This window comes from Sphingomonas sp., assembly GCF_965200105.1.
Classification (GTDB): domain Bacteria; phylum Pseudomonadota; class Alphaproteobacteria; order Sphingomonadales; family Sphingomonadaceae; genus Solisphingomonas.
Genome location: NZ_CBDATN010000002.1, coordinates 1,149,510 through 1,176,455 on the forward strand (window position 1 = coordinate 1,149,510; position 26,946 = coordinate 1,176,455).

Below are 26,946 nucleotides of genomic sequence, written 5' to 3' on the forward strand. Positions count from 1 at the left end.
GGGCATGCTCAAGCACGTGCTTGCCACTGAGGAGAAGAACTGACGGGAGGAGAAGCACCCCATCCTGGATGTCGACTTCATTGAGCAGCGCACGACCGGGTTGGACGAGGCCAAGGCCAAGATCGAGGCGACGACGTGGCAGGAGACAGCCTCCGGCGCGCACGTTTTCGCGTTAGCGGCCGAGGGCAGCGGCCGCATCGACAGCGCGGGTTCCGCCCCGGCGCCCCCGCCGCGCCACCGTGCTGATTGTGCCCGTCAGTTCATCTGCCGAGTAGGGCTTCTGCAACAGCTCCAAGCCATCGGCACCCTCCCGCGCCAGAACATGGCTATACCCGCTGGCGAGAATGACCGGCAGCTCGGGAAACCTGCGGTGGAGCACCTTGGCAAGCTCGATCCCACCCATGCCGGGCATCACCACGTCGGAGAACACTATGTCGATGCCGGCGCCGTCGTCGCCCAACCGAGCAAGCGCTTCTTCGGCGCTGGTGACCCATACGGTGCGGTAGCCGAACTCTTCCAGCAGTTGCGTGCAGAAGCGACCGACTTCGACATTGTCTTCGACGATCAGCACGCACAGGCCCTTGCCCTCGGCATCGATTGCGTTGCCGCCTGCCTTCTCGACCGACAACTGGTCCGTTCCCGCCTCCGGCAGGAACAGCGTGAACGTCGTGCGGCCGGGCTCGCTCTCCACGTCGACGTCGCCGCCCGACTGCTTCGCGAACCCGAACACCTGGCTCAGTCCAAGCCCGGTGCCCTTGCCAACCTCCTTGGTGGTGAAGAACGGCTCGAAGATGTGGCTCTGGTCCTCCATCGGGATTCCGGCGCCGGTATCGGTCAGCGCCACCGTCACGAAGGGGCCGGGCCCGCCGGCATGGCCGCGGATTACAGGCATGACCTGGCCAAATTTGACCGCGATCGTCAGCGTTCCCTCCCCGTCCATCGCGTCGCGGGCGTTGACGGCCATGTTGATCAGCGCCGTCTCAAACTGGCTGATATCGGCCCTGACGACGCAAGGGACGTCGGGAACGTCGGTGAGGATGCGAATTCTGGCTCCGGTCACGCTGTCCAGCATCTCCGCCACCCCGCCCAGGCGCTTGCGGACGTCGAACGCTTCGGGCTGGAGTGACTGGCGACGGGCGAAGGCCAGCAACTGGCCGGTGAGCTTGGCGGCGCGCTCCGCGGTGCTGCTGATCGCGTCGATGTACCGCGTCCGCTTGTCTGCCGTGAGGTTGTCGCGGCGCAGCAGGTCGACGGATCCGCGGATCACCGTCAGCAGGTTGTTGAAGTCGTGCGCCACGCCGCCGGTGAGCTGGCCGATCGCCTCCATCTTCTGGCTCTGGCGCAGCAACTCCTCGGCCTCCAGCCGCTGGCGCTGCTCCTCCTCAAGCAGAGCCGTGCGTTCCAGCACGCGTTGTTCCAGCATCTGGTTGGCGCAACGCAGCGCATCCTCAAGCCGACGACGCTCCTCGACGTCTTCGGTGGTGCCGTACCAGCCGACGATCACCCCCTGGTCGTCGCGTCGCGGCAGTGCCTTGATGCGCAGCCAGCGATACTCGCCACCGGCATGGCCGATCCGAGCCTCGACGTCGTACGGCTCGCCGGTGGCGACCGCGTGGCGCCACGCCGCCGCCATGCGCGGCCGATCGTCGGGATGGGGAGCCTGCATCCAGCCTTCCCGCATCGCCGCCTCGCGGGTCAGCCCCGTCAATGCGAGCCAGCGGTCGCTGAAGCCGGTGATCCCGCCTTGCGGGTCGGCCGTCCAGGGTATCTGGGGATTGAGCTCGACCGAGGCCCGATAGTGATCCTCGCTCTCGCGCAGACGGGCTTCGGCCTCGTCGCGTTGGGCCAGATTGCGGAGGCGCTCGACCGCGGCCGCTAGGAGATTCGCATAGCCGCGCAGGAAATTGATGTCGGTCTCGTCGAAGTCGCGAGGGGTGCGGCTGTCCACCTGAAGCAGACCGAAAGGCTTCTCGTCCCTCGGCCCGATGATGATGACGTTGACCAGCGCCTTGACGCCATGGTCCTTGATGAAATCCGCATAGTCGAACCGATCCTCCTGCTCGATATCCGCCGAGGCGACCGGCCCCCCTGTCTTGAGCGCGTGCCCCTCCGACGATCCCTCGACGGCCTTGACTGTGACGCAGCCAACGATGCCCGGTTTCCATCCGACGCCCGCGCGTACCAGCAGCGTCTCACCGTCGTTCTGGAGTGCCATGACCTTGGCGAGGTCGGTGTCGAGCGCCTCGCCGATCAATCGGCATGCCTCAGTCAGGATGTCGTCCAGGTCATCACACCGGAGCGCCATCTCTCCGAACTTGGCGAGCACCGCTTGCTGACGAAGAACGGCATCTTCGTCGTTCCGCTCTGCGGCCTGGCCAGGTTGTGGTTCCATTTCAATCCTGATGTTACCCGAGGTGGTGGTCGCAATGCGTGACCACGCGATAAGCTCCAGAACTCCTTCGTCGGCCGGCGGCGATGCGCGCTTCGCTTTGACGTTAGACCAACGGCTTAACCCAGGTCAGGAGACGGAAAAAACCGAGCGGAAACCGGAGACTAAGACGTCCAGGCCCGTTGCTGCAACTTCCTTGAAGGAGGATCGCGGCATGCCGATATCGGCTTGGCTCTGGTTTGGCTTTGCCGCCATGACGGCGGGGGTCGGCCATTCTTCTCGTGATAGGCTGGAACCGGCGCACGCGCGACGAAGAGAACCGCTATTTGCTGCACCTGTTCGTGACCCTCGCTGCGACGGCGTCCTATCTTGCCATGGCGTTGGGACAGGGGTCGCTCGTGCTGGCTGATGGGCGCGAGTTCTACGTCGCCCGTTATTTCGATTGGGCGATCACCACGCCGATGCTGCTTGCCGGGCTTTGCCTGACAGCGATGCATTCGCCATTTCGCCGCTGGGCACTACTGCTCGGACTGGTGTTCACCGACGTCTACATGATTGTCGCCGGACTCAGCCCGGCGGGGTCGTCGGCCAAGTGGATCTGGTTCCTGATCAGTTCCGGCGCATTCGCGTTTATCTATATCGGCCTGTGGGGCCGGTTTGCGGGGAAGCCGATAAGTCCGGCCCGCGCGCCGCCAAGCTCTACAAGACCAACGCCACGATCCTGTCGGCGACGTGGTTCGCCTACCCGGTCGTTTTTCGGCATGCCGGATGCCGGCGAGATGCCAGACGGCGTCGATTGGCTCGCGGTAGCCGCACACGGGGCCACGCCGATCGTGGTTCCCGCGGTGGTCCACTCGGGCGAGGTTGCCCGCTTGTTCGCCGCGCTGGTGGGCGGCCGGGCAGGGGCGATGGAGGCCATCATCGCCGGGCCGCTTGCGGGCATTTGGGCGCTCGCGGCGGCGGTGACGATCTCCCGCGAGGCGTGGCTAGGCAGAGCGGCGTGGGCCGCGATCGCCGATCTAGCGCTGGTTTGCCTCCTGTTCGCCGCGGCAGCACCGCTGGTGGCCTTCATCGGCGCTCGATCGCCCGAACGCGATCCGCCGTGCTCTGACCGGCGACAATCACGAGGACCTCATGTTCCAATCCTTTTCACTCCTGCCTCTGCTGGGTATCTTCGCCGTCGCCGCCGGAGGGATCTGGATGTCGGGTATTCAGCTCTCCAACGCGACGGACGTGCTATCGCAGCGGCTCGGTCTGGGTCAGGCGCTGGGCGGGGTGATCCTGCTCGCCATCGCCACCAACCTGTCCGAAATCGCTATTACCGTCAGCGCGGCGGCGTCGAACAACACCGGGGTCGCGGTCGGCAACATCCTCGGCGGGATCGGCATCCAGACGCTGGTGCTCGTTGCGCTCGACGCCTTTGGCATGCGCGAGAAGGTCTCGCTGACCTACAAGGCGGCGAGTCTGACGCTGGTGATCGAGGGATTGCTGGTCGTGGCGGTGCTGGTCGTGGCGATCATGGGCACGCAGTTGCCCAGCTCCCTGATCGCGTTCCGCGTCGGGCCGGACGCGCTCGCGATCGCGCTGATCTGGGTGCTCGGCGTTTGGCTGATCGGCCGCGCGAACAAGGGCCTTCCCTGGCATGACAGCGCCGGCGACGCGCCGAACACGCAGGCTCAGCCCAAAGGTCATTCGCAGGCCAGGACAGAGCAGCAGGCGACCCGCGAGGGCCACAGCACCGCGCGCGCCGCGACCGTGTTCGTGATCGCCGCCGTCGTGACGCTGGTTGCGGGCGTGGTGCTCGAGCGTGCGGGAGACGGCATCGCCGATCATATCAGGATGAGCGGCGTGCTGTTCGGTGCGACCGTGCTGGCGGCGGCGACCTCGCTGCCCGAATTGTCAACCGGCCTCACTTCGGCGCGCGCCGGCGATTACCAGCTGGCGATCAGCGACATCTTCGGCGGCAACGCCTTTCTGCCGGTACTTTTCCTGCCGGCGACGCTGATCTCGGGCCGGGCGGTGCTGCCGCAGGCGCAGGATACCGACATCTACCTGGCGGGTCTCGCGATCTTGCTGACCAGCGGCTATTTGACGGGGCTTATCTTTAGGCCGAAGCGACGCGTGCTCGGCATGGGCGTCGACTCGCTTGCCGTGCTGATCCTCTACGTCATTGGGACGGCGGGCTTGTTTGCCATTGCGCTGGGCGGTCATCATGGCGGCTGAATGGGGTGACATGCTGGTCCGCCTAGGCGTCGCGACGTTGGCGGGCGCGGTGCTTGGCTGGGAGCGGTCACGGCAGAACCGGGCGATCATGGGACTTCGCACCCTGACGCTGGTCGCGCTGGCGAGTTGCATCGCGGTGCAGGCGATCGTCCATAGCGGTTTGCCGCAGATGAACGCCGACGCCGCCGGACGTGTCGTCCAAGGCGTGTTGTCCGGGGTCGGCTTTATCGGCGCGGGCGCGCTGCTCCATGGCGGCAACGACAGCCAGGTCCATGGGCTGGCAACGGCGGCGAGCATCTGGGTCGCCGCGGCGATGGGCGCCGCGGCGGCGCTGGCGGTGTGGCCTCTCCTGGTCGGGGGAACCGCGCTCGCCATTGTCGTGCTGCTGATCGGCGCCTCGATTGAGCGGCACATCCGCGATCGTGCGCGCGCCTCGAACGGCGAACAAGATCGCCGCGATATGACGGACCGGCCGTGATGGTGGAGGAACCATGATCGACGAGGCCGCCTGGGTCCACCTCGTGACCCGATTGGTCGAGATCGTCGGCACAGCGATCATCGTCGTCGGCTCGTTCGGAGCGCTCGCGTCGTTTCTCGTCCGACTCGTCCGGCGAACCGCCTCGCGCGACCTGCTCGTGTCCCGCTTCCGGTCGAGCCTCGGCCAGTCGATCCTGCTCGGTTTGGAGTTCCTGGTCGCGGCGGACATCATCAACACCGTCGCGGTCGAACCGACCATCCGCAGCCTAGTCGTGCTCGCCGGCATTGTGCTGATCCGCACGTTCCTCAGCTTTTCCCTCGAGGTAGAAATCGAGGGGCGCTGGCCCTGGCAGAAGAGGCGCAATGCCCAGCCTGGCCGGTCGGCTGGGAAAGAGCCATGACGGAACCGCAGGAGATCGGGGGATGTTCGGACTTGGCAGACCCGGACGGCGGCCACCGTCACGTCCGATCTATCGAGAAGAAGCTTCCGCGGGAGCCGATCGCGGTGTCGCAGCGGCCAGCCCTGCACCGCCAATCTGAGGCCGCCTTTCGGCAGCACCGAGGTAGCGGACGCAGCTATCGTCGTCCGCCGGAACGGCCGGCACGTTGTCCCTGCTGCGGTCTTGCACCAAGCTCCTCGTCGCAACGGCCGGGATGCGCTTCGATGCTCAGCTGCATCTTGCGAAGGAGAGACAAGGACCAGCGCAAGGTACGCCCGCCCTCCTTGTGTTCGGACACGCTCTCTTCTTTGACCTCGCTCACTGTTAATGGCTTGGAGCGCTTGTGCCTCGGTCAGGGCGCCGTTATCAGGAGGCTGTGGATCAGGCTCCCGATCAGCAGGAGCGCCGCATTTCTCGCGAGGCGGTTCAAGGCTGCTGGCGGAATTGATCCTCCTCACCGTCAACGGTTTGCTGGAACGACGATCGTCCGAGCGGCCCGATCAACTTGCGATACTCGGCTTCCGGAACGCCATAGCTGTCCCCCGCCAGCTCTTCGAGCTTTTCGCGATTGAGGATGATGACGCGGCCTCGCTTCGAACGGATCATGCCGGCACCTTCCAGGATGTGCAGGGTGACGGTGACACCGCTGCGATCGGCCGAGATCATCATGCCCATGAACTCATGCGTCAGCGCGATCTCTTCGCCGTCGATGCGGTCGTGGCACATCAGCAGCCACCGGGAGAGCCGGCTCTCCACCCGGTGGGTGGCATTGGTCGCCGTGCTCTGCGCGGACTGGACGATCACCGTCTGAACGTAGCGCAGCAGCATCGCGCGCAGGCTTTCGCTCTGCCGGATGGCCGCGAGGTAGCGATCCGTATCGATGCGCAAGGCGGTCGAAGGGCCAACCTGCACGAAGCTTTCGTGGGGCGAGCGGTCGGTGCCGAGCAGGAGGCCTGTGGCCGATACTCCTTCGCGACCGAAGATGCCGGCCTCGGTGCGCCCGCTCTGCGCCATCACCGACACGATCGAGGCGATGCCGCCCTCGGGAAAGTAGACGTGCTCGATCGGCTGGTTCGGCACGACCAGGACTTGCTCGCGCGCCAGCGGCACGCGCGCCAGATGCGGCTTGAGCAGGTCTAGATCGGCGGCCGAAAGCGTGCTCAGCAGCATGTTGGCAGTGTAACGATCATTCGGCTGCGACATCTTCGCCCCACATTCTTCAGGCGAAAGCGCGACGCATCTTCCAGCCGTCCGCGCCCTGGTTGTCAGCGAACAGTCGCGGTACCATAGCTCTGCGGATCAGCGATCAAAGGCTCAGTGTGCTATCCCACAAAAGCCACCTGCCTGGGTGGTCCTGCATGGATGGAGATCAGCTTCCAGAGCTTGCCGGCCGCCTGAGAAATCAGCGCCGCTTGTTCAAACCCTTCGATGCGAACTGTCGACCTGACCTCGGAATGGAAGCACCACAGACCTTCGTCCGATCGGTCCGACCAGTCGGCGGTACTCAGCTTCGGGCATGCCATAGCTGTCCCCGGCAAGCTCCTCCAGCTTGTCGCGGTCGCGGATGATGACGCGGCCCCGCTGCGAACGGATCATGCCCACGCCTTCGAGAATGTGAAGCGTAACCGTGACGCCGCTACGCTCGGCCGAGATCATCATGCCCATGAACTCATGCGTCAGCGCTATCTCATCGCCATCGATGCGGTCGTGACACATCAAGAGCCAGCGGGCGAGCCGCGCCTCGACGCGCTGATTGGCGTTGGTGGCCATGCTCTGGGCTGACTGGACGAGCACCGTCTGGACATACCGTAACAGCAGCATGCGCAGGCTTTCACTCTGCCCAACGGCAGCGAGATAGTGATCCGCGTCGATCCGCAAGGCAGTCGAGTGATCCACCTGCACGAAGCTCTCGTGCGGGCAGCGATCGGCTCCCAGAAGCAGGAAGGTGGCCGAAACCCCGTCGCGCCCAAAAATACCGGCCTCGATGCGGCCGCCATGCTTCATTACCGATACGATCGAGACGACCCCGCCTTCGGGGAAGTAGACATGGGCGACCGGCTCGTACGGTTGCACCAGCACTTGCCCGCGCATGAGATCGACGCGGGTCAGATGCGGCGCGAGGAGCGCGCGATCGTCGTCTGAGAGCGCCTGGAGCAGCGCATTGGTCGTCTGAAGCTGATCTGGCTGCGACATGATCGCCCCCGCAACCTGGGGCGAAAGCGCAATGCATCTTCCAGCCGCTCGCGCCCTGCATGTCGGCGAGCGATGAGAGCAGTATAGGGGGTCGACAGCGATTTGACCACCACGCGCTCTGTGTGTTGCACAATGGGGCACTCGCGGCAGGCGACATGGTCAGCCACCGATCCACACAAGTCCCTCGCTCGAGGCGTGCTCGCGGGCTGATCCGTGTTCATCTCGCGTCAGAGACATGGGTTGGTGAATGTTGTGCATCCAACAGTTCCCGGTCGGCACCTTCCGGGGGGGGGGGGGGGGGACGCGATATGTATCAGTTCCGAACCGTTGTTTCCGGGAGAGCCCTCATGTTCAAGGATGACAGATCTTATCTTCAGCATCGGGCTGAGATGGAGATCGTACGTGCCCAACAGGCAACGCAGCCATGCGCAGCGACGGCACATCGCGAGCTTGCCAAGGCATATCTGGACAGGCTCGCCTCGCTCGATCTCGTCACGGCAGAACTGGCCTAATCGAGGTGCAGCAACCCAAGATCTCGGCGACGCATCGCGCGCTCCGCTCGACGTCGCGGCTCACAGCGACCCGCCTGTGGAACTCTCGCTTCCTTTCGCGCGAGGAACAGCAGGCGCTTGAGGTCGCGGCATCGCCCGCGCGATCGGTGGGATCAAATGTTGATCTGGTCCGCGAGGGTGAGCGCGCGGACAGTCTGTTCATCGTCATCGACGGATGGGCATGTCGGTATACGACAACCCGAGACGGCGCCCGTCAAATTTCGGCGCTGCTGGTGCCGGGTGACGTAGGCAACCTCGACTCACTGATGTTTGACCGACTCGATTATGGCGTCCGGACGCTCACTCAAGCGACAATGTTGACTTTACCGCGCGACAGCGCGCTAGGGCTCGCTGCCCAGCAGCCTGGTATCGCCCGTACGTTCACGTGGTTGGCGCTGGTTGAGAACGCCATACTTAGCAAATGGGCGCTCTCTCTCGGCCGCCGATCGGCCAAGGAACGGCTCGCGCACCTGCTGTGCGAATTGAGCGTCCGCCTCGGCGCGCAAGAGGAGAATGAAAGCAGCTTTGCTTGTCCGTTGACGCAGGAACAGCTGGCCGATGCGCTGGGACTGACCTCGGTTCATGTCAATCGCACGATGCAGCAACTCCGCACCGAAGGCATGGTGGTAACCGCCACACGGACGGTGACCCTGCCGGACGTCGCAGGCCTTCGTCAGATCGGCGGGTTCGATCCCGGTTACCTGCATGTCGACGCACCTACAGAAACGCTGCTGGCATAGGAGCGGGCAACGTGGCGAGCGGCGTCTCAGTAACCCCTAGCCTTCGTCAGTCCACCCAGGACGACAACCTATTGCTTAGTGAGACGAACCATCGGTGCAGCAACGACCTGCAACTCGTGGTCAGTCTCTTGGAGCTTCAGAGCAGGCGTGCTGCGTTCCCGGAAGTGCGCCAGGCGCTTACCGATGCCATGGAGCGCGTCGCCATTGTCGCGCAAGCACGTAGCGCGACGAACCGGGACCGGCCGCCGACCCTCGGGCGGCTGTGCGGCAGGTGTGCTAAGCGCTACAGGCGCAGGCGGAGCCACGATCGATACTGATTTCGCTGCAGGACAGTTACAACTGTCCGCCACGCAAATCACCACTCTCGCGCTGGTAGGCAACGAACTAGCCACGAACGCGATCAAGCACGCGTTCGAAGAGGGTAAGTCCGGCCACATTCGCGTGGCTATCGACAGGAACAGCGGTCGCGCCGTGATCATTATCGTCGATGATGACGGGCTTCCGTTTCCTGACGCGACGGATAGCGGCGATGGCCTTCGCTTGGGACTGTCGAGGCGGCTTGTGGCGTCGATCGGCGGGCTGTTCATCCCCCCGCAGCCGGGGTCCAAAGCGTTCGAGCTGCGAGTGCCTGTCGCAAGCGATTACGGACAGCCCGAGCCATCCGCAGTGGGGAAGCTGATGCAAGGACTGAGCTGGTTCCGAGAAGCGCTGGCGTGAGGCGTGAGGACCAGTGCCGCTGATGCAACCTCGCAGCCACATAAATCAGTGTCCGTAGCTGGCAAACTCAAAGCGACCCGCGAGTGTCTGGTTGGGCCTTTTTGCGGAAATAACCGCGCTCGCCACATTCGGGTTACACGCGCTGATTGCAGTAGATTTTGTATCGCCGCCAACAATATGGCTTTACTTGAAAGACTGCGCATCGGCAGCCCTGAGCGGGGTGTTCTGCTTGGGAGCGGCATAGCGATGTTCACGCCGGTGCGAAGCCTGATCGCACTGGCAAGCGGCCTCCCGAGGCCAATCGCTCGGCGAAATGCTCTATCCCGGCGTCCAAGGGACCGAGATCGAAACCTCGTATACTTGCAAGGGGCACGCAGGGTGGCCGAGGGGCCGGCAGCGCCAGCTCGGCTGCAGGTACATCGATCACGAGGCGCTCGTTCAACCGGCACGCCGAGGCGACCCGCCGGGCAAACTCCGCCCAGCTCACCGCATTTCGATTGGCCAAGTGCCAGATGCCGATTTCGCCATCGATCAGCAGGTCGAGAACGCGATCGACGAGATGCGGAACGTAGCTGGGGGATACGATCTGGTCACCGGCTGCGGTGAACGTCCTGCCTTCTTGCAGCGCTCGCGCCACCACGACGGCGAAATTATGATCGTCGTCGGGCGAGAAGAAGGCGGCGGTGCGGATAATTAGGTGCGCGCCTGGAAGATCGGCGATGCCACGCTCCATCGCCGCCTTGCTGCGACCGTAAGCGTTGAGCGGCGTGGGCCTGTCGTCCTCGACATAGGCGCGCGCCGCCGCGCCATCGAACACTAGGTCACTGGAGAACTGGACACAAGGAATTTCGCGTTCCGCACAGGCTTGCGCTAAAGCAACCGCGCCGAGCGTGTTTACGCGCCGACAGGCTACTTCCAGATCCTCCGCGGCGTCGACGCGCACCCAGCCCGCGGCGTTGATAACCGCCCATGGCTTGCACCGGTCGAGCGCGGCGGCGATGCTCGCCTCGCCCTCCAGATCGAGATTGGCGCGGGCGCTCAGCACATGGGGGATTGCGCGATGCACGCAGGCGCGCGCCAGCGCCCGGCCCAGCGTCCCCGTGGCGCCGCAGATCAGCAGAGGCGGGGTTGCGCGCAGAGCGGGAGGCTCGGTTCCCCCGGCATGGGCGCGCACCGGTGCGGGACGCGAGACCCGCGGGTGGAGCAGCCGGATCGAACGCTCCCACCACCCCGCGCCCGCCAGCACCGGGTGCCGCTTCGCCGCTCGGGGCAGGCCTTGAAGCAGCGGCACCATCGCGGTGGGCCGTGGGACACCACCGCCGATATCGTACGCGCCGACCTCATAGCACCCGTCGTCGCGCAGCAGCGTGTTCCAGCCCTCGCTGCCGAGCAATGACCAGGCAGTGACCGCCTCCACCGCGACGCCGTCCTGGCGCAGGGCGGTGGCAGTATCCCAGGCGCCTGCCATCCAGCGCATCTGCTCGTCGCGGGTGCAGCCGTTATGCACCTCGGTGATCGCGACGGGAATGCCGTAACGGTCCCACGCCTCGCACACGGCCCCGGCCAGCCCCGCCGGCGGCGGCTGGAGCACACGCACCGCTTCCGTATCGGCATAGCGCAATCGACTGTTTCCACCATGGATCGCGGCGGGATAGCGGACGAGGCGGTGGTCGAGGAACCGGTCGCTGGTCAGGTAATGGTTCACGCCGATGATGTCAGGTGGACAGGGATCGTCGGCGATGGCGCGCAGGCGGTCCGCCAACCCATGTGCGGCAAGACGATCCCAGAAGGGGTGAGCGGAATCCACCTTACCGCAAAGCAGGTCCCAGCTCATCCAGCGCCGCACGTTGTCGAAAGCTGCTTGATCGCGCATCGCGACAGTGGCGTAGGTTCGGCCGAGGTCGTCGGTCTGGATCAGCCGCGCGCACGGGTTGATGCGCCTGATCGCATGCATGGCGAGGCGGACGCCGTCGACCTGGTTGATCAGCGCAAGCCAGAACGACGCTTCGCTGCGATGATGAGGATGCCAGTAACCGTAGAGCGCCGAGAAGCGCGCGGTGGTCACCGGTTCGTTGACCGGCGTCCAATCACCGATCCAGGGGTAGCGCGCGGCGACCCGCTCCCCGAAGGCGGCGAGGCCGGTGGCGAAACCGGGATCGAGCAGATTGGTGTACTGCGGTCCGCCGCCGTGATGGACCAGCCCGGCGATGACACGCATGTCGGTGGCGGCCAGGCGCCCTAACTGTCGGTCCGGCCAAGTCCAATCGCAATGATCCGGATGTTCGGGAGCGATCCCCTCCCAGAGCACCGGATATCGGATCGCGGCCAGGCCCAGCTCGGCGAACAGGTCCAGGTCTCCATTGCGTCGGTAATGCTCCAACGCGGCGAATTGGTCGCGGTAGCCACCGCCGATCCGATTGAGGGTGCATTCGGGACCGCCCCACAGTTCGAGGTCGCGCAATGATCCGCCTCCTCAACCGAGAAATCCACAATCCCGGGCTGAACAGAGCGGCCCGCAAGTTGGTTGCGCCCCTACACGCTAACATAGATAACGGCATGTTTTTTCATTAACGCGCGCCGCGTTACTGGAACTGGGCGCGGTTTAGCCGGTTCATTCTGTTCATCTGACAGGGAGGCGGGATCATGTCAGCACGCCCAATCCATACGCCGCCCTACGCGAAACCGACGATCCTGTGCTTCAGCCATCTGCGATGGAGTTTCGTATGGCAACGGCCGCAGCACCTCATGGCACGGTTCGCGCAAAGGTGCCGCGTGCTGTTCTGGGAAGAGCCGCGCTTTGCCGATGACGGAGTTGCGGCACGGCTCGAGATCGCCTCGTGCCCCAGCACGGGCGTGGTCGTCATCACTCCAGTGATCCCGGCGGGCACCCGCGGGGCTGGGCTCGATGCTGCGATAGAGGAACTGCTGACCTCCTACTTGGCCGGCGAGATCGGACCGTTCGTGCGTTGGTATTACACGCCCATGATGCTGCCGTTCTCGCGCAGCGTGCCGGCGGCGTCCGTCGTGTACGATTCAATGGACGAACTCTCGGCGTTCAGGGGCGCTCCGCCGAGGCTCCTCGAACTGGAAACCTGCCTGATCGAGCAGGCGGACCTAGTGTTTGCCGGGGGCGAGAGCCTGTTCGAGGCCAAGCGCGACCGCCACCCGGCGACCTATCTCTTTCCTTCCAGCATTGACGTTGCCCATTTCGCCGTGGCCCGCGAGGCAGGAGCGGCCCCGGTCGACCAGGCAAATCTCGCCGCGCCCAGGCTAGGTTACTGCGGCGTGATCGACGAGCGTATGGACTTGGAGTTGCTCGCAGCTCTCGCCGACGCGCATCCGAACTGGTCGGTGGTGATGGTCGGACCGGTCGTGAAGATCCCCACCGGCGATCTGCCGAAGCGGCCCAACATCCACTATCTGGGAGCCAAGCGCTACGACGAGCTTCCCGCCTATATGAGCGGCTGGGATGTCGCGCTGATGCCATTCGCGATGAACGAGGCGACCCGCTTCATCAGCCCGACCAAGACCCCCGAGTATCTTGCGGCGGGATGCCCGGTTGTGTCCACGCCCATCATTGACGTCGTCCGCCGCTACGGCGAGTTGGAGGGCGTGCGCATCGCCGCGACTCCCGAAGCTTTCGTCGCGGCATGCGACGAGGCACTGGCGCTGCGTCCCGATGGCTCGTGGCGCGATGCCGCCGATGCTGTGCTCGCGGAAGGATCGTGGGACCGGACGTTCCAGCGGATGGCGGACCTGATCGACACCGCTGTCGCCCGACAGAACGAGGTGCAGCCGATCGTGTCGCCAACTAGCTGGCCGGTGACCGCCCCCGTTCGCTACGACGTCATGGTAGTAGGCGCCGGTTTCGCAGGTGCCGTGATGGCCGAACGGTTGGCGGTGGACTCCGGCAAGAAGGTGCTGGTCGTCGACCGGCGTCCGCACATCGCGGGCAACGCCTACGACCGCTACGACGAGGCGGGCATCCTGATGCACCAATATGGGCCGCACATCTTCCATACCAATTCGGCGGACGTTTTCGATTATCTGTCGCGCTTCACCGAGTGGCGCCCCTACGAGCATCGCGTCCTCGCGGACGTCGATGGTCGACTGGTGCCGATGCCGATCAATCGCACGACGCTGAACATGCTTTACGACATTGACCTTCGGAGCGACGAGGAGGCGGAAGCATATCTAGAGAGTCGCGCCGAACCGGTCGATGTGATCCGGACCAGCGCGGACGTGGTCATCTCCAAGGTCGGTCGCGAACTTTACGAGACCTTCTTCCAAGGTTACACTCGCAAGCAATGGGGAATGGACCCCTCTGAACTCGACAAATCGGTCACTGCGCGCGTGCCGACGCGCACGAACACGGACGACCGCTACTTCACCGACACGTTCCAAGCGATGCCGCTGGAAGGCTACACGCGTATGTTCGAGCGGATGCTAGATCACCCCAATATCGATGTGCTGCTCGGCGTCGACTACGAGGAAGCGCGCGGCGCCTATCCACACGCTCACCTAGTCTTCACCGGACCGATCGATGAGCATTTCGGTTATCGCTACGGCAAGTTGCCCTACCGCTCGCTGCAGTTCCAACACGAGACCCACGATACCGAGTGGTTCCAGCCCGCAGCTGTGGTCAACTATCCCGCGCTCTCTGTCCCGCACACCCGCGTTACTGAATACAAGCATCTGACAGGACAGCAGGCGCCTCAAACGAGCATCACCTATGAGATTCCTAGTGCGGAGGGGGATCCCTATTATCCGATCCCACGGGCGGAGAACCAGGCGTTGTTCAAGCGTTACGAGGCGCTTGCGATCGCCCAGAGCGATGTCACCTTCGTTGGCCGTCTCGCGACCTACCGCTACTACAATATGGATCAAGTCGTAGGACAAGCATTGTCCACTTATCGCCGGCTGGCGGCCAAGTTGCGGAACGAGGGTAAAGCAGTGGAACCGAAAATGTCGCAGACGGCGCGTTCGCAGCAACACGAGTCAGCGCCTTGATCGTCATATGCGCTCGCGCTTCAACCCGACTGCGCAAGTTTTGAGATTCTGCTGCGCGCTCACCTCAAATACGCGGACGCTTATACATCAGTCGTTGCCCGACCCGAACTGAGAGTCGGGCCGATCTCTTTCACTCCCGTGGCAGGCCCCGCCGTCAGATCGAGAAAATGCCCTATGCGACTGGTTCGGACGGGCGATCTACTTGCCCGCCGTACCATGCTCCGTGCGGCCGGCACCCGGGATCCCTGCCATGAACACGGCACCGGGTCTCGGTAACCGCTGCAAATAGGAAATCATCACTTGCCAGGTCGCCTCCGAGGTGCAGTTCACCGATCACCGGAGCACGCCGGCGCTCAGAGCGGCGTTCCTGCCATGCATCGCTCCAGTTCGACTGGATCGTACCTGCAGGTGACCGTCACCTCGCTGCAGCGCTCGACTGACAGGTTCTGATTGCTCATGCGAGCGTCCGCGTCGACTTCCATCAGGCGCCGGTCCGCCCGCAAGTCCGGCGTGCAGCGGCGACGAGCGCCACGCATTTCGCTACGGGAGTGACGTGCTCCCCTGAAACTCGGCCAGTCTGACCCTAAATCCGGCTTCGCGAGGAGACGGACGTGAAGAAGGCCAGGTTCAGCCAGGAGCAGGTCATCGCGGTGCTGCGGGAGCAGGAGGGCGGGATGAAGACCGCCGACGTACGCCGGAAGCACGGGATCAGCAGCGCGACGCTGTACGCGTGGAAAGCCAAGTATGGCGGCATGGACGTGTGGCGGCATGGACGTGTCGCAGGCTTGGCTAAGCTGAAGGTGCTCGAGGAGGAGAACGGCCGGCTGAAGCGGCCGCTGGCGGACGCCATGCTCGACAACGCCGTGCTGAAGGAAGTTGCGGCAAAAAAACTGGTGAGGCTCGCCGCTGAGCGGAAGGCTGTCGAACATGCTCGGCGGCTGTTCGGCATCAGCGAGCGTCGGGCCTGTACCATCTTCAGCGTGTACAGGACGTCGGTGCGCTATGCGCCCCGGCGTAGTGATGATGGCGACCTGCGGACGCGGCTGCGCGAGACGCGGCGGAACGCCGTCGCTTCGGCTACCGGCGGCTGGGGATCATGCTGGCTCGCGAGGGGCTGGTCATGAACCACGAGAAGCTGCTGCAGCTCTACCGCGAGGAGAACCTGCGGGTGCGGCACCGGCGTGGCCGCAAGCGAGCGATGGGCACGCGAGCGCCCATGACGCTGCCGCAGGGACCGAGCCGCAGCAGAACGGCTACGTCGAGAGCTTCAACGGCCGTCTGCGCGACGAATGCCTCAACGAGACGCTGTTCGTGTCGCTCGGCCGTGACCGCTCGGCGCTGCGGCTCTGGCGCGACGACTACAACCATGTGCGGCCGCATGGCGGTGTTGGCGGGCTGACGCCCGCCGATGCTGCCAGGCGAGTTGTGCAACACCGCCCCGAGAGGCACCATATCAACCCCGAACTCCAGTTATGACTGGTAGAGCTTCGGGGAGCACGTCACCTGGCACCTCGATGCCGTGAGCGAAGCCATCTACCTCATCTGTTTATCCCGTTTTTCGAATCGGTCGCTTGCCGAGCTTGCATGTATTTTCGCCCTTGACGCGGACAGCCTGCTACAGAGCGGGCTCGGAAGCCCTGCGGAAGACAACGTGCTCACTGAAGACGACATCGACATCAGCGCCCAGCTCGAAACGCGCCCCGAACGTGGCACCGACCCACGTCGGCACCGCGCGGCGCTGGCCGAGCTTGCCCGCCGCATGGTTGAGGCACCTCAGTCGGTGCTGCCGAGGCTGGTTGACTTGGCTCAGGAGCTCACCGGCGCCGAATCTGCCGGGATCAGTGTCGAGGAAGAGCAGGATGGCGAGCCCGGCGTCTTCCGCTGGCGAGACCTGACCGGCCGCTTTGCACCCTTCATCGGCAGCACCATGCCTCGTGCCAGCAGCCCGTGCGGGATGGCGCTCGACTTTAACAAGCCGATTCTCATGTCGCGGCCGGAGCGCGCTTATCTGGAGCTGGAGCCGGGGAGCCCAATCGGCGAGGTGCTGATGGTGCCGATGTACGTCGATGTCGGAGCGCCGGTCGGGACGCTGTGGGTCGTCCACCACGAGGAAGGTAAGCAGTTCGACGGCAGCGACGCGCGCACCCTGTCGGAACTGGCGACGTTCGGCGGCATCGCCCATCGAGTGGCCGAGGACGCTGCGGCGAAAGAGTTGGTGGCGGCCGAGCTGGACAGCCGGGAAGCGCGCTACCGCTCGCTATTCGACACGATCGAGGCCGGTTTCTGCATTATCGAGTTGAAGGTCGACGAAGCCGGCCAGGCCGAGGATTACCGCTTCATCGAGTTCAACAGGGCTTTCGAGAAGCAGACCGGCATGACGGGAACGGAAGGCGCGTGGATGCGCGACCTAAAGCCCGACCACGAGCAGCACTGGTTCGACATCTATGGCCGCGTTGCACTGACGGGCGAGCCGGTCCGCTTCGAAAACGAGGCGGCCGAACTCGGACGGTGGTACGACGTCCACGCCTATCGGATTGACGACCCGGCGGATCACCGGGTCGCGATCCTGTTCAACGACATCACCGCGCGCCGCAAGGCGGAGACGCAGCTCAAGACGCTGAACGAGCGGCTGGAGGAGGAGGTCGAGGCGAGGACGACCGAACTCGACCGGTTGTGGAAGCTCTCGCGCGATCCGTTCCTGATAGCCGACCAGCAGGGCCGCTGGATCCGGATCAGCCCGGCTTGGACCGACATCCTCGGCTGGTCGGAGGACGAACTGCTCGGCCGCACGTCCAAGTGGATGGAGCATCCCGACGATCGCGACCGGACACGAGATGAGATAGCCAACCTCGTCTCCGGCTCGACGACGCTTCGTTTCGAAAACCGGTTCCGAGCAAAGGATGACAGCTATCGCTGGTTCTCCTGGACCGCGGTAAGCGCCGAAGGCATGCTCTACTGCGTCGCTCGCGACGTTACCGACGAGAAGGTGCAGCACGACGCCCTGCTGGCGGCGGAGGAGCGCATGCGCCAGAGCCAGAAGGTCGAAGCTGTGGGCCAGCTGACCGGCGGCGTCGCACATGACTTCAACAACCTCCTGACCGTGATCCGCGGTTCGGTCGACCTCCTGCGCCGTCCAGGTTTGTCCGACGAGAAACGTGCCCGCTACATCAACGCTATCGCCGAGACCGCCGATCGCGCGACCAAGCTGACCAGTCAGCTGCTCGCCTTCGCACGTCGTCAGGCGTTAAAGCCCGAGGTGTTCGACGCGGGCGAGAGCGTGCGCGCCGTTACCGAAATGGTCGCCACGCTGGCGGGACCGCGGATCCGGATCGCGACGCTGATCGCCGAGTACGCCTGCTTCATCAACGCGGACCGAAGCCAGTTCGACACCGCGATTGTCAACATGGCGGTGAACGCGCGCGACGCCATGAACGGCGAAGGCGACCTGACGATCAGGGTCGGCTACGCGACCGGGATGCCAGCGATGCGCGCTCACCCGGCCGTTCCGGGCGACTTCGTGACCATCGGCATCACCGACACGGGCACCGGCATCGCCGAGGATCAGATCGACCGCATCTTCGAACCCTTCTTCACCACCAAAGGCGTCGGTCAGGGAACGGGGCTCGGCCTTTCCCAGGTGTTCGGCTTCGCAAAGCAATCCGGCGGCGACATCGTTGTCGAGAGCGCACGGGGACACGGCGCGACGTTCACGCTGTACCTGCCGCGCGCCGTGCCGGCCGACCGCGCCGAAGCCGACGACGACCTTGGTCGTTCGCCCAGCATCGGCGAGGGCTCCTGCATTCTGGTCGTCGAGGACAATGCCGAGGTCGGCACGTTTGCGACCCAGGCGCTGTCAGAGCTGGGCTACGATACCGTGCTCGCGGTCGACGGGCCGAGTGCTCTGGTGGAGCTAGGCGGTGGCGGCGAGCGGTTTGACGTCGTCTTCTCCGACGTGGTCATGCCGGGGATGTCAGGCATAGAGCTGGGTCGAGAGGTCAAGCGCAAGTACCCGACTCTGCCGGTGATCCTCACGAGCGGCTACAGCACTGTCCTCGCCAAGGATGGCACACACGGGTTTGAACTTCTGCAAAAGCCCTACTCGATCGAGGAGCTGTCGCGAGTGCTCCGGAAAGTCGCTGATGGACGGAGGTGACGGCACTAGCCGTTGCAACCGGATCCCGACCATCCCCGACGGTCTCTTGGCCCTCAACTCCGACCATCTGTTCAGGTGCGGCAAACGGAATGGCGATCGGCCGCATCCCCAAGGCACGTTGCCAGCTCGCGTGCCGGTCGGTCGATCAGGATTTGGACGCGTAGCGACCATAGGGATTGATGGCATGGCCAGCAGTCAAACCGATTGGTGCGAACGCGCACTGTCCCACGCGACTAAAGCCGCGGTTATCGCGCCGTCCAGAGCGCGGGCGGGGACGCCGTCGATGATCTGGGTCGAGACGCCCAGGAGCAAGGCTTCCAGCAGCGTCGCCAGTCCCGTCGGGTTGGTTTCCGGCCGCAGCTCTCCGCCTTCGATCCCGGCGCGGACGCAGGCGGCGATCGCAGCCCGGTTGGCGGCGCGCTCGGCCGCGGTTAGTGCGTTCAGGGCGTTGTCGTCTGCCCCGCCCGGCAGCGCCGACAAGGCGACCAGACAGCCGGCAGGATGGGATGGGTCGGTCTGCATGCGGACCGAGCTCCGCAGCGCGCGCTCAATCCGCTCGCGCGGCGCGAGACGCTCGTCGCGCAATGCGTCGAGCACGCGCCCGTGGGTGGCGACGTACCGCGCCAGCGCTTCCCGGTAGAGCGCCTCCTTCGACCCGAAGGCAGCGTAAAAGCTCGCCGCGGAAAGCCCGCCCATCGCCTCGCGCAAGCGCTCCAGCGAGGCGGCCTGATAGCCGTGTCGCCAGAACGCGTTCAGGGCGCCGGCGAGCGCCGCGTCCCGGTTAAATCCGCGGGGGCGTCCCGTGCGCGCCATCAGGGCTCGTTTTCGGATGGCGCCGCTGCGTTCGGTGCCGCGCCGGACGCGCTCAGCGCGGGCAAGATCGCCGCAGTGTCCCAGTGAAACGGCTCCAGGCGCAGGATCAGTCCATCGCGGAACACGACCTGCTGCAGGAGCAGCCAGTCGGCTCGCCGACCCGTGGCGCGCGCGACCGCCTGCACGTGCGAGCGGCTGAACACCACCGCCTCGTCCTCTCCCTGGAAGATGCGGGCGTTCTGGACGGACAGGGACGACCAAGTCTCGCGAAAGGCCCTCATCCACCGTTCAAAGCCGGCATGGCCGCGCCACTCGCCGCCATAGGGCAGTGCCGCCGGCTGACGGAGCAGGCACTCGGAATGAAGAATGGCGGCGATGGGCGCGAACTTGGGCCGCTCGGCTGTCATGTAGGCGTCCTCCGCGGCGTAGAACCGCTCCAGCACTTGCCGAATGGGGATCATTCGGTCGACCGCGAGGTCCACGCCCTCGGCGTCCGGCCGGCTTTTCGACCACTCGACGCCGATCCGCTGGCGTGCCTGCATCCCGTCTTCATGCGTCATGGCAAACCTTCCTGCGCCCGACTGCTTGCGCTGCCGTCGACACGGTATATGTAGAATGTATGTTCCATATGTCCAGCTTGGAGACGGGCGCATGAGCAAGACACCAGCGCAGATCGTTCGCGCTATCCTGGAAAATCCTACTGATCTGCAGTCGGTCAGCGAACTCGTGGCACCCGACGCCACCTACGTATCGCTGGCTTACGACAACCCCGACCTGAAACGGCTGATGCCTTGGGCCGGAACCAGCCGGGGCGGGCCGCAGGCGGTGGTCGACACCTATGCCCGGGTGGGACGCTACTGGACCAACGAGGGTTTCGAGATCGAGGACGTCCTCGAATCCGAGGACAGGGCGGCGGTATTCGGCCGCTTTACCTACCGGTCCACCACGCTTGCCAAGGTGGTGACGTCGCCCTTCGCTATCCTGGCACGGATGAGCGGCGGGCGGGTGACCTACATGCAGTTCATGGAGGACACTTTCGGCACGGCGGCCACCTTTCGCAGCGGCGGCGAGGCGGTGTTCCACCCCGATCCGGACGGTGGCGAGGTCAGGCTTTGAAGGGGGGCGTGATGAGGGACGACACCTTCGTCCTTCTGACGACCGTGCCCATCAAGGCGGGCTGCGAGGCCGAGTACCTTGCTCTGGTCTACGAGGTGAGCGACCAAATGCGCCACGAGCCGACCTTCGTGGACACCGTGCTTCACCGGAGCGCGGACGATGCGGGGCTGTTCATGCTCCAGGAGACGTGGCGCGACCGGGCAGATTATTTTGCCGTGCAGATGCGCCGGCCTTACCGCGCCCGCTACGAGGCGCGCCTGCCCGAACTTCTGCGGGCGCCGCGCGAGATGAAGGTGTTCGAGCCGCTCCGCACAGACCGCGCCGAAGCTACGGCGGACTCCGCCCCCGTCGCCGCGCTCGAGCGCTTTTATGCGGCGGAAGCCAACTACATGGCTGCGGGCGGCGCGCGAGGCGGCGCCAGCTTCGCGCCGCTGGCCGAGACGCTCGCCCCGGACGTGGTACTGCACCAGTCGCCCGACCTGCCCTGGGGCGGCGAGTTCTACGGCCATGCCGGCTACGAGGACTGGGCGCGCCAGATGAGCGAGGCGTTCGACGCGCTGGAGGTGAAGGACCGCCAGTTGGTAGCGTCAGGCGACACGGCTGTGGCCATCTGCCGGCTGGTCACCCGCTCGCGAGTGAACGGCTCGACAATTAACGCGCCCATGGCGCAGGTCGTGCGCGTCCGCGAAGGGCGGATTGTCGAGTTCCGCCCCTTCTACTGGAACGCGCCCGACTACCGGGACGCGGTCGGGAGCGCCCGATGAGTTCGGATCAGCCGATCAGCCCCGGGCCGGCACGCCCGCACCCACCGTTCGGCGCGGTAGTACCTGCCAGCGGCCTTATGTTCGTGAAGTTGGAGGCACCGGCAACGGTGACGCGGCCCTACCCGATCATGCCGGTTCGCGGCGGCGGCGAGTTCAACATGCTGGCGGCCGGCGCGCCCGACGCTGTGGTGGCAGTGCAGCCGTTCCTGGAGACGCTCTCGAAGACGGTGCGGAACCTGGGCGAGACGCCCGCGCACTGGACGCCGGCGGGCACGCGGGCGGGTACGGCGCCGCGCGGCGCCGCTTGCTGGATATCGGTGATCTGCGCGAACATCGCATTGGCCCGCGCGTTCATCATCGCGGCGACCTGATCGAGCATCGCGAAGGGCGATGCGGCGGCGAGTTCGCCCGCCGGCACGACGATCAGGCGCGGCGGCACGTCGCCGGCGTAGCGCACGCGCGCGACGCCGCCGTCGGGCAGGCGGTATTCAGCAGTTTGGGTCACCGGGCGTTGGGCATAGGCGGCAGCACCAGCGCGACGATCGCCGCGACGGGTAGAACGAGGCGGGACAGGCGCATCGCCGTTCCCTGTGCTTTCCCGTTCATCCTGACGCGCACGACTGAAGCGACGTTGAACGGCTCAGGGCGCCGCCGGCTCGGTACGCGCCTCAGCCAGGATTAGCGCGAAGCGATCGTCGGGATCGGTCCACTCGGCGAGCGGCGCCCAGCCGGCGGAGCGGAGCAGCAGGCGCGCGTCGCGCGGCCCATATTTGTGGCTGTTCTCGGTGTGGATCGTCTCGCCCGCCAGCATCGCGAACGCGTCACCGCCGAGCGTGAAGGCAATGTCGCGCACCGCCTCCAGGTGCATCTCGATCCGACTCGCCTCGTCGTTCCAGATCGCGACGTGGCGGAAGGCATCGACGGGCACGTCGCCGCCGAGCTCGCGATTGGCGCGCTCCAGCAGGTTGAGGTTGAACGCCGCAGTCACCCCGGCCGCGTCGTCGTAGGCGGCCACCAAAGTGGCGGGATCCTTCACACGGTCGATCCCGATCAGCAGCATCGATCCCGATCCGAGCGTCGCCGCCATCGCGCGCAACAGGTCGACGGAGGCTACCGCGCCCATGTTGCCGATCGTCGAACCGGGGAAGAAGCCCAGCCGCTCCCGCGCGTCGATTTCCTGCGGCAGCGCCAGCGGACGTAGGAAGTCCGCCTCGACGGGCAGCACCGGAAGACCGGGAAAGCGTGTGCCCAGCTCTTCCGACGATTCGCGCAGGAACTCGCCCGATATGTCGATCGGCACGTAGGCGGCGGGTGCCACGGCGGCGAGCAGCAGCGGCGTCTTGGCCGACGATCCCGATCCGAACTCGACGACCGCCCGGCCCGGCCCCGCCAGTCGCGCGACGTCGCCGGCATGCGCCTCCAGAATCGCGCGCTCGGTGCGCGTCGGGTAATATTCGGGGAGGCGCGTGATCTCCTCGAACAGCTCGGAGCCGCGCCGATCGTAGAACCATCGCGCCGGCACCGCCCGTGGCCGCGCACGCAGGCCGGCGAGCATGTCGGCTCGGAAGCGGGGGTCGGCCCCTTGGCGCTCGCTCACAGATCCTTCGCCAGCCGCACGCCGGTGAACTGCCAGCGCTGGTGCGGGTAGAAGAAGTTGCGGTAGCTTGCGCGCGCATGGCCGCGCGGCGTGGCGCAGGAGCCGCCCTTCAGCACGAACTGCCCCGACATGAACTTGCCGTTATACTCGCCCACGGCGCCTTCCACCGCGCGGAAGCCGGGATGCGCCAGGTAGGCGGACGCCGTCCACTCCCACGCGTCGCCGAACATCTGCCGGAGCCCCTCGCCCTCGGGCGCCGGCAGCGTCCCGATCGCGCCGGCGCCGTCAAGGAAGGTGCCGGCGGCGGGATCGAGCCCGGCCGCCGCCGTCTCCCACTCGGCCTCGGTGGGTAGCCGCGCGCCCGCCCAGCGCGCGTAGGCGTCCGCCTCATAGTAGCTGACGTGACGGACAGGCGAGGCGGGATCGATCTTGCCCAGCCCGTCGAGCGCGAAGCGCATCGAGAATTCGGCCGCCTCGTCGCGCCGCCAGTAGGCGGGCGCCTCGACACCTTCGCTCCGCACCCAGGCCCAGCCGTCCGATAGCCACAGGCCGGCGGTTCGGTAGCCGCCGTCGTCGATGAAGGCGCGCCACTCCGCGTTGGTGACGAGGCGATCGGCGAGCGCGTGGGGGTGCAGCCAAACGCCATGCTCCGGCCCCTCGCAGTCGAAGGCGAAGCCGCCACCGGCGTGGCCGATCCGCGCCTCGCCCGTTCCGCCCTCGATCCACCGGATCGGGCCGGGCTGGGGACACGCGAAGCGCAGCCGCGCCGGCCAGGCGGCGGGCGCCAGAGGGTTGCGGGAGAAGAGGTGAAGCAGGTCGGTGAGCAGCAGCTCCTGATGCTGTTCCTCGTGGTGGCAGCCAAGCTCGACCAGCACGCGCGCGGGCTCGGGCAGCGTCGGCCACGCCGCAGCGAGCGCCGCATCGACATGGGCGCGGTAGGCGCGGACATGATCGAGCGAGGGCCGGGTGAGCATTCCCCGCTCGGCGCGCGCGATGCGATCTCCCTCGGCCTCGTAGTAGCTGTTGAACAGGAAGGCCCAGGCGGAATCGTGCGCCACGTAGCCGGGCACGTGATCGCGCAGCACGAAGGTCTCGAAGAACCAGCTCGTGTGCGCGAGGTGCCACTTAGCGGGCGACGCGTCCGGCATCGATTGCGCGCTCGCATCGGCGTCGGACAGGTCGGCGGCGAGCGCGAGGCTCAGCGCGCGGACCTTCTGGAAGCGCGCCAGATCGGCCAGGCGGGGCCCGCCCGCTGGCGCATACGCCTCGATCGTCCCGGCCATGTCTTCCCCTCTCGCCACCAGAACGTCGCCGGGCGCGCCCGGGTTGCAGCCACAAACCTAACGGGTCGCGCCCGGCCTCCACAGCACATCGCGCGCGCCACCGTCGTTCAGTATCCGGCAGAGCGTGAAGAGATGGTCCGACAGCCGGTTCAAATAGGCGAGCGCCGCCGGGTTGAGCGCGGCTCCGGCGCGCGACGCCGCCACCGCGCGCCGCTCCGCCCGCCTCGTGACGGCACGCGCCACATGGAGGTGCGCGGCCGCCGCCGAGCCGCCCGGCAGGATGAAAGAGGAGAGCGGCGCCAGCCCCTCGTTCATCGCGTCGATCTCGCACTCCAGCCGGCCGACCTGCGCGGGCACGATCCGCAACGCCATGGCCGAAGGGGCGAAATCGTTGCCCGGCGTGGCGAGATCGGCACCGAGATCGAACATCTCGTTCTGGATGCGGGCGAGCATCGCGTCGGCCTCGCCCGCCGCGTGGAGGCGCGCGACGCCGATCGCGCTGTTCGCCTCGTCGACGTCGCCGATCGCCTCTATGCGAGGATCGTCCTTGGGTGCCCGCGAACCATCCGACAGCCCGGTTGTCCCGGAGTCGCCGGTGCGCGTGTAGATGCGGTTGAGCTTGACCATGGGTCACCGCGTCAGGCGTGCGGGTGCGCCAGCATCAGCAGCAGCACCGCGCCGATCACCGCCAGCGCCTGGAACTGGATGCGCCGCCACATCATCTTGTTCTGCTTGAGGCTCGACTGCGACGGCCCGACCGTGTTCGAGCGCAACTCGGCGTCGGTCGTCCGGATGAAGACGATGACGCCCCGCACGAGCGCCGCGAGCGCACCGATCGCGAAGAGGACGACGAGGATGGAGAGGATCGTGGTCATAGCGCAGATATAGTGGCCCGGTCACCCGATGGCGAGCAGGAGCGCGCGATATCGGCGCGCAGGGCAACAAGGATCGTTTCCGCGTCCCCCCCGCCCTCGCGGAGCGCCGCCAGCGCAGGGGCGCCGTGACGCTTGGCGAGCCTCCGGCCGTCGGCGTCGAGCGTCAATGGGTGGTGACGGTAGCGCGGGGTCGGCAGGCCGAGCAGCGCCTGGAGCAGACGGTGGACGTGGGTCGCCTCGAACAGGTCGCGACCGCGCACCACGTCGGTCACCCCTTGCGCGGCATCGTCGACGGTGACGGCGAGATGATAGGACGTCGGCACCTCCTTGCGTGCGAGAACGACGTCGCCGAAGAGCTTCGGATCGCAGCGGATTGTGCCGACATGCTCGTCATGCCAGGTCAGCGGGCCGGCGCTTCCGGATGCCCGGTCGACGGCGAGCCGCCAGGCATGCGGACAGCCATCGCGCAGGCGCCGCGTGACCTCCTCCGCCGGCAACGCGCGGCAGGTGCCCGGATAGACGATCCCCTCGGGGCCATGTGGCGCCGTGGCCGCCGCAGCGATGTCGGCGCGCGTGCAGAAGCAGGCGTAGAGAAGGCCTGATCCGCGCAGTCGCTCCCGCGCCTCCGCATAGACGTCCATCCGCGTCGATTGCCGCCACACCGGCCCGTCGGGAACCAGGCCCAGCCAGCGGAGATCCTCCTCGATCCCCGCCACGAACGCGTCGCGAGACCGACCGGGATCGATGTCTTCGATGCGCAGCAGGAAGCGTCCACCCCGTGCCCGCGCATAATCGTGGGCGCGCAGCGCAGACGCGGCATGGCCCAGGTGCAGGCGCCCCGTCGGGCTCGGCGCGAAGCGCGTCACGACTTGACCAGGCGGGGCGTAAGATGCTGTCATGCTTCCGTCACGCCGGTCGGGCATCGGGGCGACGTCAGACGGAGACGCGAGCGCCGCCCCGGTGCAAGCGTCCCTGGGTGCGACAGGGACAGGCGTGGGGCGTCCGCTCGGGTCAGCGGAGGCACTGCCGTTCCATGTATCATCCTGATCTCATCCGACATCCCGAGAGCTGCCCCACACTCGTCCTCAACGCGGACTACACGCCGCTGTCCTATTACCCGCTGTCGCTGTGGCCATGGCAAACGGCGATCAAGGCGGTGTTCCTCGAACGTGTCGACATCGTCGCCAGCTACGAACGAGAGGTCCACTCGCCGTCTGCGACGATGAAGCTGCCCTCGGTGATCGCGCTGCGCCAGTTCGTGAGGCCGTCGGCCTGGCCCGCCTTCACGCGCTTCAACCTGTTCCTGCGCGACAACTTCTCCTGCCAATATTGCGGTTGTCGGCACGATCTCACCTTCGATCACGTCGTGCCGCGCGCGCAAGGTGGGCGCACGACGTGGGAGAATGTCGCCACCGCCTGCGCGCCGTGTAACCTCAGGAAGGGCGGCCGCACGCCGCGCCAGGCGCGCATGATGCTGGCAAGCCCGCCTGCGCGCCCGACGAGCTGGGCCTTGCAGGAGAACGGCCGGCGCTTCCCGCCCAACTACCTCCACGAGAGCTGGCGCGACTGGCTCTACTGGGACGTACCGCTGGAGGCGTGAGCGCC

The 26,946-nt window shown here is 66.1% G+C and carries 24 protein-coding genes and 2 pseudogenes; 14 read left to right on the top strand and 12 right to left on the bottom strand.

All coding sequences use genetic code 11. The annotated features are described in order from the left end of the window. Positions 1-172: 172 nt before the first annotated feature. Positions 173-2,392: a PAS domain-containing protein gene (locus ACOFKX_RS06940; RefSeq protein WP_419826308.1), complete on the bottom strand. Its 2,220-nt coding sequence runs from the start codon at positions 2,390-2,392 to the stop codon at positions 173-175. Between the two features lie 278 nt (positions 2,393-2,670). Here ACOFKX_RS06940 and ACOFKX_RS06945 point away from each other — a divergent pair. The 4 genes and pseudogenes from ACOFKX_RS06945 to ACOFKX_RS06960 form a co-directional block, all read left to right on the top strand. After that, positions 2,671-3,447 (top strand): annotated as a pseudogene (locus ACOFKX_RS06945) (bacteriorhodopsin); the annotation flags it as partial. Positions 3,448-3,523: 76 nt separating this feature from the next. Continuing rightward, entirely contained in the window at positions 3,524-4,612 is a 1,089-nt protein-coding gene (locus tag ACOFKX_RS06950) for a sodium:calcium antiporter (protein ID WP_419826309.1), read from the top strand. Further along, positions 4,602-5,090, top strand: a complete 489-nt coding sequence (locus tag ACOFKX_RS06955) for an MgtC/SapB family protein (RefSeq protein WP_419826310.1) — start codon at positions 4,602-4,604, stop codon at positions 5,088-5,090. The genes ACOFKX_RS06950 and ACOFKX_RS06955 overlap by 11 nt, the downstream gene beginning before the upstream one ends. A gap of 13 nt (positions 5,091-5,103) precedes the next feature. Further along, a complete protein-coding gene (locus tag ACOFKX_RS06960) occupies positions 5,104-5,490 on the top strand; it encodes a DUF1622 domain-containing protein (RefSeq protein WP_419826311.1) in 387 nt (128 codons plus the stop codon). A gap of 465 nt (positions 5,491-5,955) precedes the next feature. On the opposite strand, the gene ACOFKX_RS06965 is transcribed toward ACOFKX_RS06960, so the two are convergent. Both ACOFKX_RS06965 and ACOFKX_RS06970 read right to left on the bottom strand, forming a co-directional pair. Then, positions 5,956-6,732 (bottom strand): Crp/Fnr family transcriptional regulator, encoded by a 777-nt coding sequence (locus ACOFKX_RS06965; RefSeq protein ID WP_419826312.1) that lies wholly within the window; start codon positions 6,730-6,732, stop codon positions 5,956-5,958. 213 nt (positions 6,733-6,945) lie between these two features. Further along, a complete protein-coding gene (locus ACOFKX_RS06970) occupies positions 6,946-7,722 on the bottom strand; it encodes a Crp/Fnr family transcriptional regulator (protein ID WP_419826313.1) in 777 nt (258 codons plus the stop codon). 347 nt (positions 7,723-8,069) lie between these two features. On the opposite strand from ACOFKX_RS06970, the gene ACOFKX_RS06975 reads away from it, so the two are divergent. From ACOFKX_RS06975 to ACOFKX_RS06990, 4 genes are all read left to right on the top strand, one after another. Continuing rightward, a complete protein-coding gene (locus ACOFKX_RS06975; protein ID WP_419826314.1) occupies positions 8,070-8,234 on the top strand; it encodes a hypothetical protein in 165 nt (54 codons plus the stop codon). A gap of 5 nt (positions 8,235-8,239) precedes the next feature. Then, a complete protein-coding gene (locus ACOFKX_RS06980; RefSeq protein ID WP_419826315.1) occupies positions 8,240-9,013 on the top strand; it encodes a Crp/Fnr family transcriptional regulator in 774 nt (257 codons plus the stop codon). A gap of 116 nt (positions 9,014-9,129) precedes the next feature. Next, the gene (locus ACOFKX_RS06985) at positions 9,130-9,330 is read left to right on the top strand and encodes a hypothetical protein (RefSeq protein ID WP_419827369.1); all 201 of its coding nucleotides are present in this window, start codon (positions 9,130-9,132) and stop codon (positions 9,328-9,330) included. Then, a complete protein-coding gene (locus tag ACOFKX_RS06990) occupies positions 9,287-9,730 on the top strand; it encodes an ATP-binding protein (protein WP_419826316.1) in 444 nt (147 codons plus the stop codon). The genes ACOFKX_RS06985 and ACOFKX_RS06990 overlap by 44 nt, the downstream gene beginning before the upstream one ends. A gap of 250 nt (positions 9,731-9,980) precedes the next feature. Here ACOFKX_RS06990 and ACOFKX_RS06995 read toward each other — a convergent pair whose 3' ends face one another. Continuing rightward, positions 9,981-12,191, bottom strand: a complete 2,211-nt coding sequence (locus ACOFKX_RS06995) for a sugar nucleotide-binding protein (protein ID WP_419826317.1) — start codon at positions 12,189-12,191, stop codon at positions 9,981-9,983. A 311-nt stretch (positions 12,192-12,502) separates the two neighbouring features. On the opposite strand from ACOFKX_RS06995, the gene glf reads away from it, so the two are divergent. The 3 genes and pseudogenes from glf to ACOFKX_RS07010 all read left to right on the top strand — a co-directional run bounded on the left by glf (position 12,503) and on the right by ACOFKX_RS07010 (position 18,893). After that, a complete protein-coding gene (gene glf / locus ACOFKX_RS07000; protein WP_419826318.1) occupies positions 12,503-14,740 on the top strand; it encodes a UDP-galactopyranose mutase in 2,238 nt (745 codons plus the stop codon). Positions 14,741-15,351: 611 nt separating this feature from the next. Further along, positions 15,352-16,216, top strand: a pseudogene (locus ACOFKX_RS07005) (integrase core domain-containing protein). Positions 16,217-16,259: 43 nt separating this feature from the next. Then, positions 16,260-18,893, top strand: coding sequence for a PAS domain S-box protein (locus ACOFKX_RS07010; protein WP_419826319.1), 2,634 nt, complete (start codon positions 16,260-16,262; stop codon positions 18,891-18,893). Between the two features lie 195 nt (positions 18,894-19,088). Here ACOFKX_RS07010 and ACOFKX_RS07015 read toward each other — a convergent pair whose 3' ends face one another. Continuing rightward, positions 19,089-19,706: a TetR/AcrR family transcriptional regulator gene (locus ACOFKX_RS07015; RefSeq protein WP_419826320.1), complete on the bottom strand. Its 618-nt coding sequence runs from the start codon at positions 19,704-19,706 to the stop codon at positions 19,089-19,091. Continuing rightward, positions 19,706-20,266 carry a nuclear transport factor 2 family protein gene (locus tag ACOFKX_RS07020; protein WP_419826321.1) on the bottom strand — a complete coding sequence of 187 codons (561 nt, stop codon included), beginning with the start codon at positions 20,264-20,266 and terminating at the stop codon, positions 19,706-19,708. Before ACOFKX_RS07020 ends, ACOFKX_RS07015 begins: the two co-directional genes overlap by 1 nt. 91 nt (positions 20,267-20,357) lie before the next feature. Between ACOFKX_RS07020 and ACOFKX_RS07025 the strand changes: the two genes are divergently transcribed. Both ACOFKX_RS07025 and ACOFKX_RS07030 read left to right on the top strand, forming a co-directional pair. After that, complete coding sequence (locus ACOFKX_RS07025) at positions 20,358-20,822, top strand: nuclear transport factor 2 family protein (protein WP_419826322.1); 465 nt, start codon at positions 20,358-20,360, stop codon at positions 20,820-20,822. A gap of 11 nt (positions 20,823-20,833) precedes the next feature. Continuing rightward, on the top strand, positions 20,834-21,586 hold the full coding sequence (locus ACOFKX_RS07030) for a nuclear transport factor 2 family protein (protein ID WP_419826323.1): 753 nt from the start codon (positions 20,834-20,836) through the stop codon (positions 21,584-21,586). A gap of 118 nt (positions 21,587-21,704) precedes the next feature. On the opposite strand, the gene ACOFKX_RS07035 is transcribed toward ACOFKX_RS07030, so the two are convergent. From ACOFKX_RS07035 to gluQRS, 6 genes are all read right to left on the bottom strand, one after another. Then, complete coding sequence (locus ACOFKX_RS07035; protein ID WP_419826324.1) at positions 21,705-22,091, bottom strand: hypothetical protein; 387 nt, start codon at positions 22,089-22,091, stop codon at positions 21,705-21,707. 135 nt (positions 22,092-22,226) lie between these two features. Further along, positions 22,227-23,141: an L-histidine N(alpha)-methyltransferase gene (egtD, locus tag ACOFKX_RS07040; protein WP_419827370.1), complete on the bottom strand. Its 915-nt coding sequence runs from the start codon at positions 23,139-23,141 to the stop codon at positions 22,227-22,229. Positions 23,142-23,179: 38 nt separating this feature from the next. Next, positions 23,180-24,466 (bottom strand): ergothioneine biosynthesis protein EgtB, encoded by a 1,287-nt coding sequence (gene egtB / locus ACOFKX_RS07045; protein WP_419826325.1) that lies wholly within the window; start codon positions 24,464-24,466, stop codon positions 23,180-23,182. Positions 24,467-24,523: 57 nt separating this feature from the next. Further along, the gene (locus ACOFKX_RS07050) at positions 24,524-25,093 is read right to left on the bottom strand and encodes a cob(I)yrinic acid a,c-diamide adenosyltransferase (protein WP_419826326.1); all 570 of its coding nucleotides are present in this window, start codon (positions 25,091-25,093) and stop codon (positions 24,524-24,526) included. 11 nt (positions 25,094-25,104) lie between these two features. Beyond that, the gene (locus ACOFKX_RS07055) at positions 25,105-25,341 is read right to left on the bottom strand and encodes a hypothetical protein (protein ID WP_419826327.1); all 237 of its coding nucleotides are present in this window, start codon (positions 25,339-25,341) and stop codon (positions 25,105-25,107) included. Then, positions 25,338-26,240, bottom strand: coding sequence for a tRNA glutamyl-Q(34) synthetase GluQRS (gene gluQRS / locus ACOFKX_RS07060; RefSeq protein ID WP_419826328.1), 903 nt, complete (start codon positions 26,238-26,240; stop codon positions 25,338-25,340). The genes ACOFKX_RS07055 and gluQRS overlap by 4 nt, the downstream gene beginning before the upstream one ends. A 134-nt stretch (positions 26,241-26,374) precedes the next feature. Between gluQRS and ACOFKX_RS07065 the strand changes: the two genes are divergently transcribed. Then, the gene (locus ACOFKX_RS07065; RefSeq protein ID WP_419826329.1) at positions 26,375-26,941 is read left to right on the top strand and encodes an HNH endonuclease; all 567 of its coding nucleotides are present in this window, start codon (positions 26,375-26,377) and stop codon (positions 26,939-26,941) included. The last annotated feature ends 5 nt before the right edge of the window (positions 26,942-26,946 follow it).